We start from the raw sequence: 18,914 nt of genomic DNA on the forward strand, positions 1-18,914 counted from the left end.
ATGCCGGCCGTCGGTTCTACTTCGAAGACGTGTAACAGAGAACACTATTATCTTGACCAGTGGAGGAAAACGTATGACCCAGGAAATCAAGCGGCGGCTTCAAGTCATGGACGACTATGACTTCGAGCATTTCGTCGCAGACCTCTGGGAACGGATGGGAGACAACGGTGTCACAAGCTTCGATGGATGCGGGGATCGACGTGATCGCCACGAAGGAGACGCCCTATCCGCAGAAAAAGATCATTCAGGCGAAACGGTATGGAGAGAACACGACCGTTGGTGGTCCAGATATTCAACAATACGCGAGTCTCAAGCAACAAGTCGAGGGTGCGGATTCGGTCATTGTCGTTACGACGAGCGAGTTTACGTCCTCAGCACATAAGCGAGCGCGAGAGCTTAATGTGAAGCTCGTCGATGGCGATCGGCTCATGCAACTCATCAACGAATACGATGCGGGCGATCTCGTCTCGAGATATGTCTCCGACGTCCGAATAGGGAGGACAGACCTGTCCGTTGCCGATGGCGGGGCGACACAGACATCGAAAGCGGCTACGAAAATGGGAAAGGGAGGACGGGTAAGAGGATCGCTCCGGCGCGTTCGGGCCTTAACGTGGCACCGATATGTGGCCTACGCCATCGGTGGTGTAATCATCTTATTTTTCGCTATCAGAATTCTCGCTGGTGTCTCGCTCCTTGAACCGATCGTGAACCTACTCGTAATAGTGTGGCTTCTCCTCCTTGTCTCGGTACCGATCGCGTGGTATCTCGATATGCGCCGTGTCCGGTCTCAATCGGAGTGGGAACCGACGGCGTGGCTCTACCTTCTCGGAGGGGTCATACTCCCGTTTATCGCATTTCCCCTCTATTACTATCGACGATGGAAACGAGTTGGATTGTGACTTCCTCTCATTCCACGAGCGGCATCTCGTTTCTATATACCATTTGCATTGGCAGTCCGTTCGCATCGTGCCGACTGCAGTATGTTTGCTGTGCTCGAGTGGCGTTCCGCTCAGTGCACGAAAGCACACTTCCGGATGTCCTTCGACCAGAACCTCCGGGTCGCCATCGCCCTGGAGTAGGTTGTCTACCTCGACGATTCCCTCTGCGATGCCGGCTGCCTGTTGCGTCAGCCGTTTGCCAGTCAGTTCTTCGTTCTTGTCGCTTATGTCACTATGATCTGCACCGGCTGCAGCTAACTTCGCAGCCTCTCGTGCCGGCGCCGTAAACACCGACCTGTATTGCGATCCAATGACGCTCCTGGCGAGGTCGTCACATTGTCGAGAAAGCTCTCTGTCTTCCTCGACGCACGAACACGCATCAGATTCGAGCGATTCACAGAGTCCGATTGGGACATCAACTACAATGTGGCGTGCGGATTCGCCGTAGTGATCCCAAACTCCCGCGATCTCCTCGAACACCTCAACTGATGGGGCCTCCGCCCCGTCTGTATACGCTATAGAAACCCACTCGCCGGACGACCAGTCAATCCCAACGTATTGTGCACACATCCGTGCCTCGACTCAATGGCTAATTGACTTGTATCTATGGTGGAGCAGCCAAGTTCCATCATCTCATTATGAATCTGGACTAGAACCCACTGTGGTACCTGTAAGACATACTTTCAAGCATTATAGGTTAGAATAGGATACTGATGGATGAGGTGATCAGCGAAGGGGACCGCATGACCGATCTCGTGAGTTGTCCGGCGGATACGTGTTCGTTCGAAGGATCAATTTCGGAGATTGCGGATCACGTAACGGAGAGCGATGACAAAGACCATGCGTGGGAGGTGTTCGGCCACGAAAATGCTGACGAGTTCTGTTACGACGCTCATCTTGAGGAAGGACGGCGATTACAGGACGCGGCTCAAGAGGCGAAGGACCTCGGTGAATTTGACGAAGCGATCGAGGGACTAGAGGCCGCGCTCTATCACCTCCAGCGCGCAACACTGTTCGCAGACGCCCCCTCTCCCATTGAAAACCGCTGTCGAGAGGCACTGGAAACGATCGACGAGATCGAAACCGCCGAACAAATACAGGAACTCGACGACCTGATCGATCAGGCTGAGAACGCCATCGACGCCGGTGATGAAGCTCACTTCGAGGGTAATACAGACGCGGCGAGACAGAAGTATGAAGCGGCTGTCGACGCGCTGGAAGAGGCCGTGACGCGAGCGGAAGTGTTGGTTCCCGATCGGACCCAAGAGATCGATCACCAACTGCGCAGCGTACGGGTGCGGCTACAGAGTCTCGAACTCTCCGAGTCTCATCGACGGATCCGCAACATGGTGGCCGACGCTCGAGAGCATGCTGCTGCAGGAGACCTGGCATTCCAGAAGTCAGAGTACGACGTCGCGCTGGATGAATACGAGAAAGCCAAGGATCAGTACGAGTCGCTCGCAGACTCTCTTGAGGCGTTCTCGTTCGATGAGCCGACGACTAATCCGGAAGTGTGCGATGTTTGTCGCCAGCGGTTTGACGACGAACTCGATTCGTGGCAAATCAACCTCAGTATCTCGTTGCAAGTCTGCCCGGCGTGTGCGAGATTCGGTTCGGACGGGAACTTACCGAGTCCACGTGACGTGGCGACTGAACACCGGGCTATCGTTGAAAACATCGAGAGCATTCAAGACGGTGATATTGGGTTGGACTGGACGTCTGACGAAGCAATACAGTCAGACGAGTCGGAAGACGTGAACTTTGGTAGCGCTGAGCGAGATACACAGCAGATGCTCATCCAGCTGGTGGGTCTCTGTCAGCAACTTGGGGAAGCTCCTACCGCAGAGGATTTAGATGAGTACACGGACTTTAGCTATCTTGACTATCGAGATGAGTTCGGTAGCCTTTCAGAAGCGCTTCAGGCTGCTGGACTCGGCGGTTGACCTCAGTGTATCAAATCATTATTCAATGCTCCTGCCCTCTAACGAGTATCGTCTGAACTGATCATCCAGTAAAATTATATTCTCCAAATGTATTCCGCCAATATGCTCATGAGATTCGCCGTAGGTCATTCGAAGAGCATCCGACTAATTGAGGGCAAATGGATATTCCAGAGTGAGAAGGAGGATCTACATGCAAATTGAAGATACCAGAGCGGTTTTCACCGCTCTTTTCGCGGGGTCTATCGTCCTCGCCAACGTACTGGCGGCGAAATTGACGTGGGTCGAGTTGCCTGTGATCGGTGGCGTTGCCGTCCCAGCAGGGTTCGTTGCGTTCGGTGTCGCGTATCTCGCGTCAGACTTGCTTGTGGAGTACCACGGGCGCGAGTACGCAGCGTCGGTTGTCAACGGGACCGTCGTCACGCTCGTTGTCGCGTACGCGCTGGTTTTCGCGGCGATCTGGATGCCGACGGCACCATTCTACGACGGGCAAACGGCATTCGTATCGACGCTTGGCGACTCGGCGTCGATCATTCTGGCATCCGTTGTGGCATTAGCGATCGCGCAACATCTGGATGTTCGCCTCTTCTCGGATCTCAAGTCACGAACGGGCGGTCGGCATCGATGGATCCGGAACTGTGGCTCAACGGCTGTCAGTCAAGGTGTCGACACGATCGTGTTCATCGCACTCGGGTTTGCGGTTTTCCCCGCTCTCGGGTTCGGTGGTAATCCAACGTGGGGGTGGGCGTTGGTCTCGATCATTGTCGGCCAGTATCTAGTCAAGTTACTCGTTGCGCTTCTTGACACAGTCCCGTTCTACGCGGTGACGGAAGTTGTCGAGCAGAGAGCCTGAACAGTGAAATCTGGAGTGTAGCGAACTCCCGCTCGAACGTACTTCTTGTGTTTTGATGGCCAGAGCAGCTATCATAACCGTGGCGTACTGCGACCGACCTACGAGGACTTCTTTGGGTTCCTCACCGAACACAACGACGAGAACAGTCGGCTCCGGGCCGAGAACAACATTGGTGGTGGCACCTGGGGCGCCGCCCAGCGTCGCGTCGACCGTGGGACGTTCTACGCCGTCTTCGACGAAGGAACGGATTTCCTCCCGGACATCTCAGACGAGGTTTTCCGGGAAGAGCAGATGACGGTCATCCTGACGAGCCACCTCAACGACGCAAAGGACAGCCTCACAGTCCTCTCGTACATCATCGAGAACAAAGTCGACGACTATCAGATCGATCCTTCCTTCCGGAATACGCCGCTGCTCATCGCCGTTGACGAAGCGCACAACTACTTCTCGAGTACAGACAGCCTTCGCGAAGAGTACATCCTTCGACGGGCTCGAGCTGCGGTCAAGCAGGAGTGGAAGTACAAACTCGGGCTCTGTCTCATTATGCAGAACCCGGACGACGTTGACGACGTCATTAAGCAGATTAACACGAATGTTTTACTCGGGCTGAAGTCGGAAATCGTCGACGACGTATCGTCGATTCCGTCTAAGTTCGCTAACAATCTAAGGAACCCCGCGCCAGTAGAAGATTGACCTGATTTCACTCTAAGTAGATGACAAAAGATAATTATAAGAGTATGACCGATTCCAATGTATGGCTGTTGACCCAGATAAGAGGGAAACGAAGACTGCTGCTGATGGCACCGATTATGAAGTATTAAAAACAGGCACCTCTGTTGATTATGAATATATAGATTACGCCAGACAAGAAGATATAAAGAAGATTGGTGGTTATCCTGTCCACAATATTTACGTTGAATGTAAGGAAGTGAAAGAGAAGTTACTTCCTACTGAGGCAAATCCACGGGAGCCCACTAATTCTCCCGTAGTAGGAGCAATGCACGATACCTTAGAAAGCTCGCCTGACCGATTCGTTAGGAGAAACAACGGTATTACCCTGATTTGTAAGGATATAGACAAAATCTCCGAATCAAATAAAATAGAGCTAACATTTTCCGATGATGATGAGGGGATCTGCAACGGAGGTCACACGTACTTTTCTATACAGACATTTGGTGGTAGTTTCAATGATGCTGGAGTGCACATAGAAGCAATTGAGGTTCCTGAGGAGGTTCCCCATGGTGACAGGGAAGATGAAATTGCTGACATTGCTCAAGCAAGAAATAATATTAACAACCTCGATGATCATACTATTTTAGATTATTTAGGCTGTTTTGATCCACTAAAGGAATATATGGAGGAATCTAGGGTAGTCGCATGGCATGAAGGTGACTCTGAAGCAATTCAGCCTAAAATCCCTGCTAAAGCTCTTATTCGCTACATGGCCGTAATGGATCCACTTAAGTATGAACATCAAATTATCAATCCAGATGGGAACTCCCACCGGAATTCTGCTCTTGGATATGGTGATTTCAGTGACTGGAGAGATGACGCCTTAGCATGGAGATCGGGACCTAAGAGTTATCCCCAAAAACATATGGCTCCGATTATTGATGATATTCTGGAGATTAAAGATATGATCGCTTCTTCTCTTAAGCACGATAGCGATATTGGGACTTTTAGAAGGAGTGGTCTATACCAGGATCATTTAAAGGACACAGAACAGAATCTTCACTTTGGGCGTTACGAGGGAGAGATAGGCCATGATATTAATGCAACTGTTGAGGTAATGATGGTTGGCATGTTCCGTTCAAATGTTTACATTCATCTGGATTCTAGTGCTAATCCTGTCTGCGCTGGGTGGCTTGTTGATCCACAGAAGCTTTGGGATGACAAGAAAGAGCCTATCTTAGACACCCTTAGTGAATACTACAGTAGTGAAGGAAACTTGCGAGAATTCATGAACAGTCCTGCTCCGTATAAAGAACAATTATATCAATTTGACAGCTTTGCGAGTGACTATCCATATCCTGCACATATCCTCTATGATGTTGAATCTGGCGACCGCTATGGGAGAGTCGATGATGAGAGTGATGCTACTCACTGGTTAGGGCCTGAAGGACTAGTAGCAGTGGAGGATAAAACGGCAGATGATGATATAGCACCCTATGAGAAAGAATGAAGAGAGATAGATGTGCCGTATGTGGGTTTAAGGAAATAAAGGAAGATGCTCACGTGAAACCAAGACACGAATTTGAAGATTCAGCACGCGATCGTCTGTTAAATATCATTCCCTTATGCCCTACCCACCACCGAATGTTTGATTCGGGAAAGATCGGTATTTGCCCCAACAAAGAGGTTTTTGTCTTAATGGTGGGGGAAGAAATTAAAACAAAAGAACCCATAATGTCTATCCAAAGGATACGCGAGGAATATATTGAAAAATCAAATTCCAAGCTTCAGCCTCGCTTGCGAGCTGCAGTTGGTTTAATCCCAAGCCAGAAGCATGCAAGTAGATGCCCAAAAGATAATGGATAATTTATGCATTCTAGACTTACTCAATTTGTTTTATTCTAGCCGAACACATACAAATATTTTATTAATCTACTAATAATAAAAAATATCATTGGAATGGTGATAGTTTTACAAATAGTATGTAGCCAGGGACGCTAAAGCACTCTAGCCATCACACATTCCAAGTGACCTCTACCATTGAGACGCAAAGACCGAGCAACTGGCCGACACACTCCGGTCGATTGCGGACGGCGATATTGGCAAGAATGTGCTGATCTGAGTTCGTCTATTGACCTAAAATCGATACACCAATGAAGAAAGGAGAGAAAGACGAGCTTTGGAACAGTGTCAATGGTCACGTTGCAGGCGTCCTCATGGACTACGTCGACGGCCCGCGTGACGACGTAACCGGCGACCACAGTCGGTCACGGCTGCTGACAACGAGTTCGGGCCGACCTACTGTCTCGACGATTCGAGATACGATGTCCGGGCTCACCCGCCCGTGCTGGCGCGGGGCCGAGTGTCCACACGATCACGGCCCCGAGCACTGCGACGCGACGTATTATGCGAAAGCGAATAAATGCCCGCCCTCCAGGATTCTCCACGACGTTCGAAGTGGCCAAATGATGGCCTACCGTCGCGAGGTTACCCCACGTCGGGTCGTCGGCAACCGACTTGACGCGAGTATAGTCTCCTATTGGAACAAGTGTTAGATTAGTTTGATGAATAATCATATATTGTGAGGTGTGAAAACGACATATAGACTAGATTTCTATGCAATAAAGGGCTTGTTGAGGATATTCGACTAAATCGCCATCTTAGTCAGACAGGAATAGACTGATATACCTTTACCGGGACATATTATGAAATCGATGGTCCAAGTTCCCGATTTCAATCTAAACAATCCGAAGAACTATTTTGGTTATACAGTCGCCGTTGATATCACTGCATCAGAACCAAATGTAAAGGTGGATTCCCTGATGAAAGACAAAAATGAGGAAGGCAAAAAAATCACCAGTGATATCACGGGTGCTCGAAATGGGGCGAGACATCTTGGGCTAGTAAGGGCCAACACCAAGGCGGATGAAATCACAAATCTAGGTGAACGTGTAATTTCTGTTGGAACGACTGAGTATAGTAGTAAACCATCCGCTCTTGATGCCCTCCGCTCGCTGTTCGGGACATCGAAGCTGTTTGTCGAGGCATTACCAACATGGAAAGGTGTTACACAAGAAGTGATGCTGAACCAGTCGGGCATCTCACAGCTGGTCGGTCTTATGCAGAAAGTTCACACTGAACGTGAAGATAATGCCCTAACACTCCCAATCCTCGTTCAAGAGATTTACCATCTTGATCCCGATTTTGCACGCCAATGTTTCATCACTCCGGACGAGCGCGACCGACTCCAGCGGCTCAACTGGAAACCACCAGGAAGTGATTCAACACCCGATTCGCTTTGGGAACGATCACTCTATCGGTCATCTGTCGTCCATCAGTTCAAGTCGATGCTCTGCCACGCGGGAATTCTCACGACTAAAGGAAAAACGCGGGCTAATCTAGAATTCTCGGCAAGCTCGAAGAAGTTCATGTGGGCATTGACCCCAACTTTCCGTGAGCAGACGATCATGACTTGGGGAGAACCACTAACTGATGAACAACCCGATCTCGAAGAACAAACACGAGACGTACAATCATCCAAACAAACTAAGACGAGTATAAGCCGTATCATCCGCAGTACATCAATCATGAAGACACTAAAAGAAGAATACGACTATCAGTGTCAAGTATGTGGTGACCGTCGACAACGGAGCGACGATGAGTACTATGCCGAGGGGCATCACCTACATCCACTTGGCGAGGATGGTCCAGACATTCGAGAGAATATCCTTATCCTTTGTCCGAATTGCCATGTTGACTTCGATTATGGAATGATGACTGTCGACCCGAAGACGCTCACGGTCACCCACAGCTATGATGACGCTATTGATAGCTCAAAGTTGACCACTCAGGAAACCCATACAATATCTCAGTCGTATCTTGAATATCATCATCAAAATATCGTTAAATAAATGCAGAATGATTACCGTTCGAACCTAAAGGAACGAATTCGAGATCACTTCGACGCGCTCAAGTTCATCTTCCACCTCGGCGACCGTCGACGGAACGTCCATATATTCAGGCAGCGGCCGTGATTTCCGCGATTCTCCGAAGGTGCTCGGTTCTAAATCCATACCGACAATACACAGGAACGTCCGCTCTCGCGTTCGACCAAGCCCCGTCTCGATCGCTTGGTGGTATCGCTCGAGTTGCCGCTTGATCGCTTGAGTATTCCGAACTGACCGCACGCTTTTGATTTCGATAAGATAATCGCCGTCTCCCTGATCAGATTCGACGTATATATCTGCGGAGGGGCGGTGTTGAATGTTCAGCGGATAGTCAGTTTTCACAGTATATGGCCGAACGATGGTGGCAGATAACGCTCCGTAGTATTGGGCAGTATACCAATTTGTGGCTTCATCTCCAGTAGTATTCTCTCCCGTTAACGTAGCCACTGGCGTCTCTCGTAGCGTGTTCCGAATTTTTTGTGGTAACGTCTCTGGTCCGGGAATGAGCACTTTCAGACGGATATCCGCCATCGCTTTGGAATACGTGATATTCCCATTGGTGACATTTCTCTGGATCGACTCTCGAATGTATTTCGATAACTCGTCCGTCGAGACAGTTGTCTTCCGGACCTGACACCAGTCACATCGTTCGGGAATTGCTTGAAGTTCGTCTTTCGTAAAACACGAAGAAACTGAAGGTGAGGGCTGCCTCGAGTCATACAGCCCTTCGGTTATCAGGTATCTTCACTGTTATCATTACAGAAAGGTCGGGTCCTTCTGCCCCGCTAAATCAGCCAAAGAACTGCTCCCAATCGACGGCGTGCAGCGATCAGTCGTCGGCTGTGGGTGTAGCTTTCGGCTTGAAGAGAGACTCCACCTCTATAATCTCGATATACTTGCTGTCACCGTTGCGATACTGAAGGCCACCGTCCTCGAGCTGTAACGAAACCTCACCACCGAAGTAGCCGTTCCGTTCGTATTCCTGGAGTTCAGCGGGGTCACCATGAGTCCAGCAGACTGCGATATCGGTGTTCTCGAGCGGGACTTCCTCCTCGAAGAGTCCGGTCAGCGTCTGGTGGACTGCGGCGTTTCGGAGCCGTCCGTTCTGTCTGAGTATCGCATGGACGTCCGCGTTCGGATCGAAGTCTTCGACGGACAGCGATAGGGACTGGTCCTGAATTGCGGCTCGCTCGAGGCCGAGTAACACTTCTGCCTTGTTGTCCGGTTCGAATCCTCCCTCCTCGATTCGTTCACGACGCTCTTTGAGCGACGACTGCTGGTTGGCCGCTCGACGCTGCCGTTCCGCTCGCTTTCGAGTCTCGAGGTACGACTTGAACCACGGGTCCTGGGTGACCTTCGAGAGGTAATATTCGACCTCTTCCTTAACAGCCTGATAGACGGGGCTAGCTTTGTTCCGGATGCTTTCCCTGTTCGCCGATAGTTCGATGTCCTGGCAGTTTGCGACGAAAAAGAAGTGGAGGAACTCGTTGTCGTGGGAAATCGCCTCGTTTAGGCGCTCCACCTTGATGTGATCTTTCGCGAACCAGATCCCGAACTGTGCGGAGTGACGGCCGTACGTCGGTAATTCGTTACGCGCTTCCTTCCCGCCGACCATGCCGACGATCTGGAGCGTGGTTTCGCCGCCCTCGTATTTGATATCGATTTCCTTCGCCGGATAGTGTTTGCACATCCGCTCTGCGGGATACGTGTCGTCGCCCGGGTCCAACTGTTCTGCCGGGAACTCGAGTCGGTTCGGCGTCACCAGTTCCTCTCGCGTATCGTCGATTTCATCGTCGAGAGAAACGGTAATCTCCATTTCTCGTTGGTCCTCACCGAAGTAGTGTGCCGTCGACCCAGCGATTGTCTTCCACTTCAGATAGTGATGGATCTTGTTGTACGTGAGTTCCTCGGCGTCGAATCCGTGTCCGGATCGAAAGTTCGTAATCTTGATTTTGGTCTGTGGATTGCCGCTCCGGACGGAGTTCGTCGTCAGTTCGTACTCCGGGAGTTCCTTCCGGTTGAGCTTCTCCCAAGGTTCGTCCATCACAGCTCGATAGCTCGTCCCGTCGTGGACCGTCGTGACCTCGATTCTGTCGCTCTTATAGAATATTTTAGTGCCGTGGCCCTTGTATCCGATCGAATCCGTTTTCCTAGAATTCCCTAAATCGAAGAACGATTCTAGGTCCCATTCGTTCATCCCGTTGCCGTCGTCCTCGATAATGATGTCCGAACCGTTCGGTTGGTTCTGAATCCTTATCTCGACTTCCGTCGCCTCAGCATCGTACGAATTTGAGAGCGATTCGCGGATTACCTCGAGCGGATCCTCGAAGTCGCTGGCAATCTCGAGAAATTCGTTTACCTCGTTGACCTTTGGTGCTTTCTTCATTAGAAGTATCCTCCGAGCGATTGATTAACTACTTGATGGGCGTATCGTCGCATTGTCTTATCGCGGCTAAATGTTTCCTCCAGATAGTCGACCAAAGCGTCCGTTCCGTCCTGGTGGATTCGCTGGCGAAGTTCCGCCAACTCCCGTTTCTGCACGATCAGGTTGTGCATTGCAACGGGGCCGAGAACGTCTTTCTGATATTCAGCGTTGCCCTGCATTCGACCGACCAACAGGTCGGACTCACAGACCGGACAGTCACACTCCATGAAGTCGACATCGTCGAGCGGGACCCGCTCCATCAGCGACCGGTTGTATTTTCCGTTGATGGCGTTGTGGAGATGGGTACTCGAGTCGAACGAATCGGCTCCGAGCGCCGTCAAAATCGGAATCGCTCGACTGGCGATTCCCAACACATGGAGCGGCCAGTCCTCAAATCCCCAGTCGTTCATCACTTCACGGCAGTCGGTGACTGCCGTGATTAATGCGTCGCGGTTGTCCTTTTTCGGCACGAGACTGCCCAGCGCAATTCCGTCGAATCCCTCTTGAAGCACACCGAGGGGGACTTCGTTGGTGACGACGTCAAGGAACTCCGTCATCATGGAGTAGTTGTAGCCGTGCAACGTGAGATACTGTGCACCCTCGAAATCACGCGTCAGGCTGAGAAATTCGTGTATGTTCGCTGCAGTCTGTTCGGCTTTTTCGACCCGCTCACTGTGTGAATCGCCCGGTGCGATCGGATGGTCGAGATTGACGATGATATCGCTTCCGAGGGCCTTCTGGATATTGTAGACCGCTTCCTGATTCATCTTCACCTCGAAGTTGCTCCCATCGATCTCGGCGTTATTGAGGAACTTGAACCCGCCGGAGTCGGCGAAGACGACGCCGTTGAACGGTTCGAAGAGGTCGCGTTCCTTTATCGGCGTCTCGAGATACGACTCATAGCGATTTTTGGTGATATTATAATCCGTGAGTGACGAAACGGACATCATCGAAGCGTCAAAATAGTCGGTCATCGGGTCGACACCGACTCGTTCGGCACCGATCATGAATTCCTTCAGCGTCCGGTGGATGCCACCGCCGTAGACGCTCCGTTTCGTGCCGCCGGCGTAGAAGTTGAGTACGGGGAAGAGATTCGGCGTCTCGAGCGTTGAACCGTTGACGCGAAGGGTACCTGCTCGAGCATCACCGGCAGTCGCGGTAACATCGAATTCGAACGCCTCTGCGGAACGTGCCTGCGCCATTATCGACCAACCGCAGTCCTGACGGAGCTGTTATCTCCTGCGGCAGTTTCACCACGGACAATCTGCTTGAGAACGTGTCCCTTGTGTCCGATACCGTCGCCCTCGATGTAGTGAATATCCGCGTCTACCGAAGCGGTTGCGTCCTCGAGCGCCTGCTTGTATGCCCCACCGACATTAACAATAATCTCGTCGTACATACTGTCGGCACGATTTCGGAGATTGGTTTCGACACTCGGTGCGAGCTCCGTCGCACGCTCTTCGTCCATCCGCCTGTCATACCAGCTAATCTCGGTGTCTGCGTCGATCAGTCCGTATTCAGCGGAGAGAATGCAGATGTCGATATCCTCGTCGAATTCGCCATCTCTTATAGCTTTTTTTATGATTTTGAAAAAATAGCCCGAGTATAGTTCCAGCGCCGGAACGGCTTCCTCCGGGGAGTTTTTCGATTTAGAACAGCCCTGTACCAGTAGCGACGACATATACCCTTGTTTAGATCACAGACGCTTTAAAGTTGTCATGGGAGGTGCGCTTCTCAGTAGCTCCCATATCTACCGTTCTCAGCCATTACGGCGCGAAAGAGCGCGATTCGACAAGAGAAGAGTGAAACAATATGGACATATAAGTGCCGGAATATTCGCCATAGTATTATCATTTGGATGATAATAATACCAGAGGGACTCACAGCAGTCTCACTCTAACTACCTATACGATTCACATTTATAAGGGTCGGACCTCCTCGGAGGGTGCACAATGAAGACGCACATCACCTTCGTTCTCGACTCGTCCGGGTCCATGTCGGCCATCGAAGACGACACGAAAGGAGGCTTCAACGCGTTTCTCGAGGACCAGCGGGACGAACCCGGGACCGCGACGGTATCGCTGTACGATTTCAACACGAACGTCGATTGTGTCTACCAGGGGTATTCGACCGGGGCCGCACCGAAACTCGATGATGACAACTACACACCAGGTGGACGAACGGCGCTCCACGACGCCATCACGACCGCGGTCACTGAAACAGGCGACCGCATCGAAACGATGGAAGCGGCCGGTCGACCGGACAACGTTATTATCGTCATTCTGACCGACGGGAAGGAGAACGCCTCTGAGACACCACAGGAACGTGTGCGAGATCTAGTCGAGTACCGGCGCCAAGAACATGAGTGGGAGTTCCTGTTTATCGGGGCCAATCAGAATGCAGCGCTCACGGCGAGTGGGATGGGAATGGACAAAGACCGATCGCTTGACATGGCCCACAGCGAAGACGGAGCGAAATCTGCGTACGAGTCGACCTCTGATCGGATCAGTCAGGCGCGACGAGAGGGAACCACCGGTGGATTCGATGACGAAGACCGAGAAAAGCAGGAGAAAGCTCGAGATCAGTGAATCGTATTCATTCACATTGTCAGAGTGGCCCATGATTCGCAATCGTCTGAGGAGTGTCTACTGGGAGTTCATAGGTTAGTAGTAGCCAGAAGAACTTTCTGAAGAACACACAATTCACTTTATAATACTGATGTCAGAGGAGATAATACAGGAGATCGATGAATTGCTCGATGAGGAACTGCCTGGCAAGCCAGAAGAAGGCTCTCATGAAGCAAGCGAAGAGCAGAAAGAGGAACTGATTCGATTATTACAGTACTCGGAGGAGAAACTCGGTCATTCACCGTCACTGCGTGAGTTCAACTCTCTCAATCTCGAGACATCTGGTTATATTATAGAGGATTTATTCGGATCGTGGAATAAAGCGAAGCGCGAAGCTGGTCTGGAAATATATGAAAGGGGAGAAGGAAGAAGTCCCACAACACCGATAAACGAAGCGTATTTTGAAAGAATCAATACATCTGAGAAGGCCTACTGGTTAGGAACATTACTGGGTGCGTCTACCCTCAACTCTAATCCATCTCAACAGTTGAGTTTGGGCCGGGTTAGGTCCAAGGAATTTTTTGTCAAAGAGTTTTCTCGGGCCGTTGAAAGTGAATACGCGGTCACCGTCTCATCAACAACGAGACAGGGGAAACAAGACAAAGAACAAGTCCAAACATGTATTAGCAATCCAACATTTATAGAAAATCTAGTATCTGCTGGCTATCCAGGATTAGACGAGACAGAGAGCGACTTCCCGAAGCTTAAGTCAGAATATCGTGCGCCATTCGTTCGAGGCTATCTCGAATCAAGCGGATATTTTTCACATGGGTGGCAGGTAACGGAAGACAGTGACGACCGTGCCAAAACCCTCCAAGAATGGTTCGACGAATTTGGCGCTAAACGCCCGACTATCGGGGAAAGTGATGGAAAATCTGTCGTCCGCGTCTCTAACGTGTTTGATATCAGGGCCGTCTTTGAGACGTGTTGGCCTGCTGGATCGGACACGTCCCCCTCGTATACGCCGTACCCAGAAAAAATAGTTCAGTATTTGCAGACTGAATATCCGTACCCAGAGAACGTCGAATACTTATCTGGATGAGGATTACGGTCTTCTCTCTTCTCAAAGAATAGCACCCTATACATAAGCGGATTCAGTTGGTCACGTTTTACCTTAGCTCCAATTTCGCGGCATCAGTTTCCTGTCCGCTGGTCTTGGGTCTACGCCTTATCGAGATATGTCTGGACCGTCTGCCATTGGCGTGATAGCGTCACAATGCTGACGAACGCGACTGAGGCGAGTTCCTCCTGCGTGATTTCGACCCCACACTCTTTCGCTGCACCGTAGAGTATTGCCGCCGCGACTCCCGTCGGACTCTGACCGACGTGTGCGCCGTCCTCGATCAGGGCGTCAGCGAGCTGGACGGCGCGCCGGCGAACCTCGTTCGGGAGGTCAACTGCAGAAGCGAATCGCTCGAGGAACGCTGTCGGGAGCGGTGGCGCCACTTGGAGGTCGAACTCTCGCAGGAGTTTGCTGACTGCGGTCTTGATGTTGTCGAGGTCGACCGGAGAGGCGTCTGCAATCTGGTTAAGCGGGAACGGAACGTGGTGTTCACGCGCGGTCACGTGAACGCAGGCAGCCGCCATCGCCTCGAGGGAGTGGCCGACGAGCAGCCCCTCGTCGGCCGCACGACGGAAGCGGTAGGCCGACTGCTCGGTGAGGGTTTCGGTTGCCTCGAGCGCGTTCGCCAGTGCGCGAAGTTCGCGGAGCCCGTGACGGAGCGTCCGGTTCTCGTGATTCAATCGGTTGTTGTACTGTGCCCAGAACGCTTCCCCACCGCTGTTGTGCCCGATCTTGGTTCCGACGCTGACACGCGTTACTGACCCCGCGGGACCAGTGCGACGCTGTTCCCGAGGCGTCCATCCGGGTTCACTGCGCTCGAGTTCGGTTCCCGTGTGGACGGCCCCGCAGGTGTCGCAGTACCACTCGCCTGCGTTACTCCGAGTGAACGACTGCTCGCCGCATTCGACGCAGCTCGAGGTCGTATCGAAATCATCGGCAGAAACCTCATCGGCGTCGCGGATCGAGGGTTCGTCGGCTGATGTGGTTTCGGATTCGACACGCTCCGCTGTGGACTGTTGGTGCGAGAACATGGATTGGGAAAGGCAAGCGCTGCGCAGTCGCTGGCCGCCGCTGTTGGGTGAGACTGTAGACTCACCGCTACCGGCAGAGTACCGCTGAGGGGCCGCGCGAGCACGATTTGATTGAATCGACGGTGCCAACAATCCGTTCCGGCAGGCCAACGCCGGGTCGCAAGTACGTGTACTAACTCACGTTGGGATATTATACTTTCTGGTAGTTTGGTCGTTCGCTCGACTGGATGTCGTCAGGTGGCCGGACAGGGAGCCGGGGATACTTAAACCGATAATCGGATATCGGATGTTAGAGTTGTCTCGATTTGGCTCGTGTCCACTCGGTCAATCCAGACTGACCACGGTCACGAGACTGCGCTCCCGGAACAGAAATCCCTCATCACGTCTCGAGGAGATAGTTACCGGTCGATTCCGCATACCCATCGACCGCTTCCTCGAGGTCGTTCAGATGGGTTCGGATTTCACCGATCTCGGTTTCAGGAACGGCCCCGATATACGATCCGAATCGGAACAGCGCACGCTCGTAGGTCCGCCCCGACACGTCATCGGGGAGCGTTCGACCGAAGAAATCGACGAACTCGCCGTACTTGCTCGCCGAGGTCGTCGCGCCCACAGGGAGGGGATCCGGTCCCGACCGTCGCTCTGAGAGAAAGACGAACGCAGTCCAAACACTCGCGTCGAAAATAGGGAATCGCGTCGAATACGCATCGGGGTCGCTATCCGCGAGGTGGAGAATGAACGCTGGCGTGACCACCGTCGCGTTCGCGAGCGCACCGGATTCGACAAGAGTTTTGCCCAGAGCTTCGACGGCCTCATCCGGCTCACGCTCGAGAGATTCGTCGACGGCAGCCGTTTCGAGGACCGGACGAACAGATTCGAAGTCGACGCCGCGACTGAGATCCTTCCAGTCCCAGAGTCGAGCAGCGCGCTCGATAACGTCGTCTGTGGCGGCGATGGCGTCGTGATACGTCTGGTTGGGGTCTTCAGCCGTTTCGTAGAACGTCGTCCAGAACGCGACGTTGATCGGAGGGCTCATAGACGGGCGTCCGAGCGAGCCTACTTGAATCGTATTGATACGTCGCGAGAGACTGCGTCCGCTACAAAACGCCAGCAAGTAAGCCGTTCCACTGACTCCAAGTCCAGCTGGCGATCTGGCGGCACTAGTATCAAGATATTTAATGTGCAGCCGCTCTTATTGGAACAACACGCGGTTCGGAGACTGGATTGATGGCACAGCTTTCAACGGAGGAACACGCGCTCGTCGACGAACTACTCGAGTGCATCGCGACGGCGATGGTCTCCCTTGAGGACGTCGACCCCAAGTACGCGACAAAGACGAAGCTCCAGAAGTTGCTCTATCTCGCTGTCGACGAGTTCGACCTTCCGCTCACCTACAGTTGGTATCTCGCCGGCGCAGTCGTCCCCAGCGATCCCGTAACACCGTCGGGGCTCGAGTCAGCGTTCGACGACCTTCCGAGTCCGGACGAGCCGTCGAGCGACGCCGTAGAAGCGAGCGAATCAATTGGATCGGTCGACGAGGTCGGCGAGTCTATCGACAGTTCAACAACACAGCCGTCTCATCAACCGGATGTAGAACCCATAGACCCGGTATTGTTCACCGATGAAACGGACTCGGATCCGGAACCAGACCGAACACCGTCTTCAGAGGGGCTCGGCGACCGCCGGGACGAGATTATCGACTTTTATACGTCGACGATCCCGGACGTGTGGCACCAAAATACGATGCGGTTCCTCCAGAACTTCTATCTCGACCACGCGCCATCCGCGTATCGAGACCTCTACGTGCAGAGCACCCATCTCCGAACTCGGCTTCACGAAATCGAAACAGTCGTCACCGCTCACCTCGAGAGCGAGCAACCCACGCAGTCGATCGGCGACATCGCAAAGTCTGCCGGTCTCGACATCTCCGATCTCCATTGTACGATCAGATCGTCAGACTCGCTATCAGCGACCTTCGACGGTTTCGTCCGCGGCACCAACCTCATCGAAGACGCGCTGATGATGCTCGCTGACCGAAAACCGGCATCGCTCGATCAGGAGCATCTGGCGGTCGTCCGCTCGATGCAGGAGTTTTTCTACTACTATGTCTGGCGATACCCCTGTCTCGTCATCTCGCAGGAGACCGCAACCGGTCCCTCGGCAGACTCGCTGCGTGCTCGCCACCAGAACCGGCTTGCCAACTTCGAAGCCGAACTCGATCGCGCGGCCGACCGATTCGAACGCGAATTGGCCGCTGCCGGTCTTCGGCCCGATTATACCGATTACACAGTCTCGAACGGCGACGTAACGGAGACCATTGCTTCGCTCGCAGACCAATATCTGGAGTAACCAATGGCAGGCGAAGCACCGACGACAGAAGTCTTTGCCGATACGTGTATCCTGCTGAACTTCGTCCAGCGAGAGTGGGAACGCGACCATGTAACGGCTCTCGTGGCGTCGACCTCAGTCACCCTCATCGTCAGCGAGACCGTTCTCGAGGAGCTGAGAAACGTCGTCGCTCGCCGCCATGATATCTACGAGGACATGGTCGACTATCTCCTGGAAACGGAGCAGGAGGTCGAGGAATACGATCCCAGCGATAGGCGGACCTACTTCGGTGGGAATGATACGAGACACATCCGTAACCTGCAAGGACAACTCGCCGGACTCGACGACCGGCGGGAGGTTCTCCGTCGCCTCCGCCAGTTCGTCAGAGCGGCAAAGCGCCGTATCGAACATATCGAATCGACATTGGAGGCTAATGTAATCGATCCCGTCCCGCCACTTGAGCTCCGATTTGCGATCAATGACGTGCTCGATCACGATGCCGACACGAAGGTCGTATCTGACGCGGCATCCTGGGCCGCTGACGGCGGCTCAGGTATTTTGGTGACGCTCGACGATGATGACCTCTTCCAACACGCAGAGCGCATCAACGAACTACTCGCGGATAAGCAAGGACCCGAATGGATGCTCCAGATTACTCGACCCGACGACATCCTCACGGAACCGACGCTAACCGAACCGAGCGAGTAGTGGCTCAATTCTCCTTATCGATTTAAGTGGGATGCAGTCACTCGGGTCAGTGCCCTCGCAGAGAGGGTGTATCTGGTGACCACAATGACGAAGATCATCCACGACGCCGACGGCGAACGGCTTCTGGCCGACTCCCGCAACGACAGCTCCGAAGAAGAGAAGGAGAAGCGGAAACGTCTCGTGCGGGGCGGCATCTGACCGAGCGCTCGAGGCGATGACGACTGCGGTGATCGATAGTCGGTTAGAGGGGAGCGGTAGGGGGAATGGTGGGGAAAAGAAACGGTAGGTGGTGGCCGGGATAGTAGTATCCCGGCGCATGTCAAAGTGGGATGATCGACACGCAGGTCGGCAAGGGAAGTCCCTCGAGGGGCAGGAGCCGCTC

The 18,914-nt window shown here is 52.8% G+C and carries 17 protein-coding genes and 1 pseudogene; 11 read left to right on the top strand and 7 right to left on the bottom strand.

Translation table 11 applies throughout. From position 1 onward, the window contains the following. The first annotated feature begins 116 nt into the window (after window positions 1-116). Window positions 117-899, top strand: coding sequence for a restriction endonuclease (locus NJT13_RS02775; protein WP_254523969.1), 783 nt, complete (start codon window positions 117-119; stop codon window positions 897-899). Window positions 900-974: 75 nt separating this feature from the next. Here NJT13_RS02775 and NJT13_RS02780 read toward each other — a convergent pair. Further along, a pseudogene (locus NJT13_RS02780) lies at window positions 975-1,508 on the bottom strand (DUF429 domain-containing protein); the annotation flags it as partial. 143 nt (window positions 1,509-1,651) lie between these two features. On the opposite strand from NJT13_RS02780, the gene NJT13_RS02785 reads away from it, so the two are divergent. The 6 genes from NJT13_RS02785 to NJT13_RS02810 all read left to right on the top strand — a co-directional run bounded on the left by NJT13_RS02785 (window position 1,652) and on the right by NJT13_RS02810 (window position 8,314). Further along, on the top strand, window positions 1,652-2,881 hold the full coding sequence (locus tag NJT13_RS02785; protein WP_254523970.1) for a homing endonuclease associated repeat-containing protein: 1,230 nt from the start codon (window positions 1,652-1,654) through the stop codon (window positions 2,879-2,881). A gap of 190 nt (window positions 2,882-3,071) precedes the next feature. Further along, window positions 3,072-3,731, top strand: a complete 660-nt coding sequence (locus NJT13_RS02790) for a queuosine precursor transporter (protein ID WP_254523971.1) — start codon at window positions 3,072-3,074, stop codon at window positions 3,729-3,731. 45 nt (window positions 3,732-3,776) lie between these two features. Beyond that, entirely contained in the window at window positions 3,777-4,424 is a 648-nt protein-coding gene (locus NJT13_RS02795; protein ID WP_254523972.1) for an ATP-binding protein, read from the top strand. Window positions 4,425-4,485: 61 nt separating this feature from the next. Continuing rightward, window positions 4,486-5,913, top strand: coding sequence for an AIPR family protein (locus tag NJT13_RS02800; protein WP_254523973.1), 1,428 nt, complete (start codon window positions 4,486-4,488; stop codon window positions 5,911-5,913). Beyond that, window positions 5,910-6,269 carry an HNH endonuclease gene (locus tag NJT13_RS23150; protein WP_256549409.1) on the top strand — a complete coding sequence of 120 codons (360 nt, stop codon included), beginning with the start codon at window positions 5,910-5,912 and terminating at the stop codon, window positions 6,267-6,269. Before NJT13_RS02800 ends, NJT13_RS23150 begins: the two co-directional genes overlap by 4 nt. A gap of 848 nt (window positions 6,270-7,117) precedes the next feature. Continuing rightward, a complete protein-coding gene (locus NJT13_RS02810) occupies window positions 7,118-8,314 on the top strand; it encodes an HNH endonuclease (RefSeq protein ID WP_254523975.1) in 1,197 nt (398 codons plus the stop codon). A 24-nt stretch (window positions 8,315-8,338) separates the two neighbouring features. On the opposite strand, the gene NJT13_RS02815 is transcribed toward NJT13_RS02810, so the two are convergent. From NJT13_RS02815 to NJT13_RS02830, 4 genes are all read right to left on the bottom strand, one after another. Further along, a complete protein-coding gene (locus NJT13_RS02815) occupies window positions 8,339-8,692 on the bottom strand; it encodes a hypothetical protein (RefSeq protein WP_254523976.1) in 354 nt (117 codons plus the stop codon). Between the two features lie 487 nt (window positions 8,693-9,179). Further along, complete coding sequence (locus NJT13_RS02820) at window positions 9,180-10,736, bottom strand: ATP-binding protein (RefSeq protein ID WP_254523977.1); 1,557 nt, start codon at window positions 10,734-10,736, stop codon at window positions 9,180-9,182. After that, window positions 10,736-11,977 carry a tRNA-guanine transglycosylase gene (locus NJT13_RS02825; protein ID WP_254523978.1) on the bottom strand — a complete coding sequence of 414 codons (1,242 nt, stop codon included), beginning with the start codon at window positions 11,975-11,977 and terminating at the stop codon, window positions 10,736-10,738. Before NJT13_RS02825 ends, NJT13_RS02820 begins: the two co-directional genes overlap by 1 nt. Next, window positions 11,977-12,456: a DUF6884 domain-containing protein gene (locus NJT13_RS02830; RefSeq protein ID WP_254523979.1), complete on the bottom strand. Its 480-nt coding sequence runs from the start codon at window positions 12,454-12,456 to the stop codon at window positions 11,977-11,979. The genes NJT13_RS02825 and NJT13_RS02830 overlap by 1 nt, the downstream gene beginning before the upstream one ends. Window positions 12,457-12,727: 271 nt before the next feature. Here NJT13_RS02830 and NJT13_RS02835 point away from each other — a divergent pair, with 271 nt between their 5' ends. Continuing rightward, entirely contained in the window at window positions 12,728-13,363 is a 636-nt protein-coding gene (locus tag NJT13_RS02835; protein ID WP_254523980.1) for a vWA domain-containing protein, read from the top strand. A gap of 130 nt (window positions 13,364-13,493) precedes the next feature. Next, window positions 13,494-14,444: a homing endonuclease associated repeat-containing protein gene (locus tag NJT13_RS02840; RefSeq protein ID WP_254523981.1), complete on the top strand. Its 951-nt coding sequence runs from the start codon at window positions 13,494-13,496 to the stop codon at window positions 14,442-14,444. Between the two features lie 119 nt (window positions 14,445-14,563). Here the strand turns inward: NJT13_RS02840 and NJT13_RS02845 are convergent, their stop codons facing one another. Next, entirely contained in the window at window positions 14,564-15,496 is a 933-nt protein-coding gene (locus NJT13_RS02845) for a transcription initiation factor IIB (RefSeq protein ID WP_254523982.1), read from the bottom strand. Between the two features lie 379 nt (window positions 15,497-15,875). After that, complete coding sequence (locus NJT13_RS02850) at window positions 15,876-16,532, bottom strand: hypothetical protein (RefSeq protein ID WP_254523983.1); 657 nt, start codon at window positions 16,530-16,532, stop codon at window positions 15,876-15,878. A gap of 191 nt (window positions 16,533-16,723) precedes the next feature. On the opposite strand from NJT13_RS02850, the gene NJT13_RS02855 reads away from it, so the two are divergent. Together NJT13_RS02855 and NJT13_RS02860 are read left to right on the top strand one after the other, a co-directional pair. Beyond that, window positions 16,724-17,845, top strand: coding sequence for a DUF8098 family protein (locus NJT13_RS02855; protein ID WP_254523984.1), 1,122 nt, complete (start codon window positions 16,724-16,726; stop codon window positions 17,843-17,845). Window positions 17,846-17,848: 3 nt separating this feature from the next. Further along, a complete protein-coding gene (locus tag NJT13_RS02860) occupies window positions 17,849-18,532 on the top strand; it encodes a DUF8169 family protein (protein WP_254523985.1) in 684 nt (227 codons plus the stop codon). Window positions 18,533-18,914 lie beyond the last annotated feature (382 nt).

The organism is Natrinema caseinilyticum (genome assembly GCF_024227435.1).
Classification (GTDB): Archaea; Halobacteriota; Halobacteria; order Halobacteriales; family Natrialbaceae; genus Natrinema; species Natrinema caseinilyticum.

Excerpts from the sequence above, each read along its gene's own strand:
- NJT13_RS02775 (WP_254523969.1), top strand. The coding sequence starts at position 117 with ATGACTTCGAGCATTTCGTCGCAGACCTCTGGGAACGGATGGGAGACA.
- NJT13_RS02785 (WP_254523970.1), top strand. The coding sequence starts at position 1,652 with ATGGATGAGGTGATCAGCGAAGGGGACCGCATGACCGATCTCGTGAGT.
- NJT13_RS02790 (WP_254523971.1), top strand. The coding sequence starts at position 3,072 with ATGCAAATTGAAGATACCAGAGCGGTTTTCACCGCTCTTTTCGCGGGG.
- NJT13_RS02800 (WP_254523973.1), top strand. The coding sequence starts at position 4,486 with ATGGCTGTTGACCCAGATAAGAGGGAAACGAAGACTGCTGCTGATGGC.
- NJT13_RS23150 (WP_256549409.1), top strand. The coding sequence starts at position 5,910 with ATGAAGAGAGATAGATGTGCCGTATGTGGGTTTAAGGAAATAAAGGAA.
- NJT13_RS02810 (WP_254523975.1), top strand. The coding sequence starts at position 7,118 with ATGGTCCAAGTTCCCGATTTCAATCTAAACAATCCGAAGAACTATTTT.
- NJT13_RS02820 (WP_254523977.1), bottom strand. The coding sequence starts at position 10,736 with ATGAAGAAAGCACCAAAGGTCAACGAGGTAAACGAATTTCTCGAGATT.
- NJT13_RS02825 (WP_254523978.1), bottom strand. The coding sequence starts at position 11,977 with ATGGCGCAGGCACGTTCCGCAGAGGCGTTCGAATTCGATGTTACCGCG.
- NJT13_RS02830 (WP_254523979.1), bottom strand. The coding sequence starts at position 12,456 with ATGTCGTCGCTACTGGTACAGGGCTGTTCTAAATCGAAAAACTCCCCG.
- NJT13_RS02835 (WP_254523980.1), top strand. The coding sequence starts at position 12,728 with ATGAAGACGCACATCACCTTCGTTCTCGACTCGTCCGGGTCCATGTCG.
- NJT13_RS02840 (WP_254523981.1), top strand. The coding sequence starts at position 13,494 with ATGTCAGAGGAGATAATACAGGAGATCGATGAATTGCTCGATGAGGAA.
- NJT13_RS02845 (WP_254523982.1), bottom strand. The coding sequence starts at position 15,496 with ATGTTCTCGCACCAACAGTCCACAGCGGAGCGTGTCGAATCCGAAACC.
- NJT13_RS02850 (WP_254523983.1), bottom strand. The coding sequence starts at position 16,532 with ATGAGCCCTCCGATCAACGTCGCGTTCTGGACGACGTTCTACGAAACG.
- NJT13_RS02855 (WP_254523984.1), top strand. The coding sequence starts at position 16,724 with ATGGCACAGCTTTCAACGGAGGAACACGCGCTCGTCGACGAACTACTC.
- NJT13_RS02860 (WP_254523985.1), top strand. The coding sequence starts at position 17,849 with ATGGCAGGCGAAGCACCGACGACAGAAGTCTTTGCCGATACGTGTATC.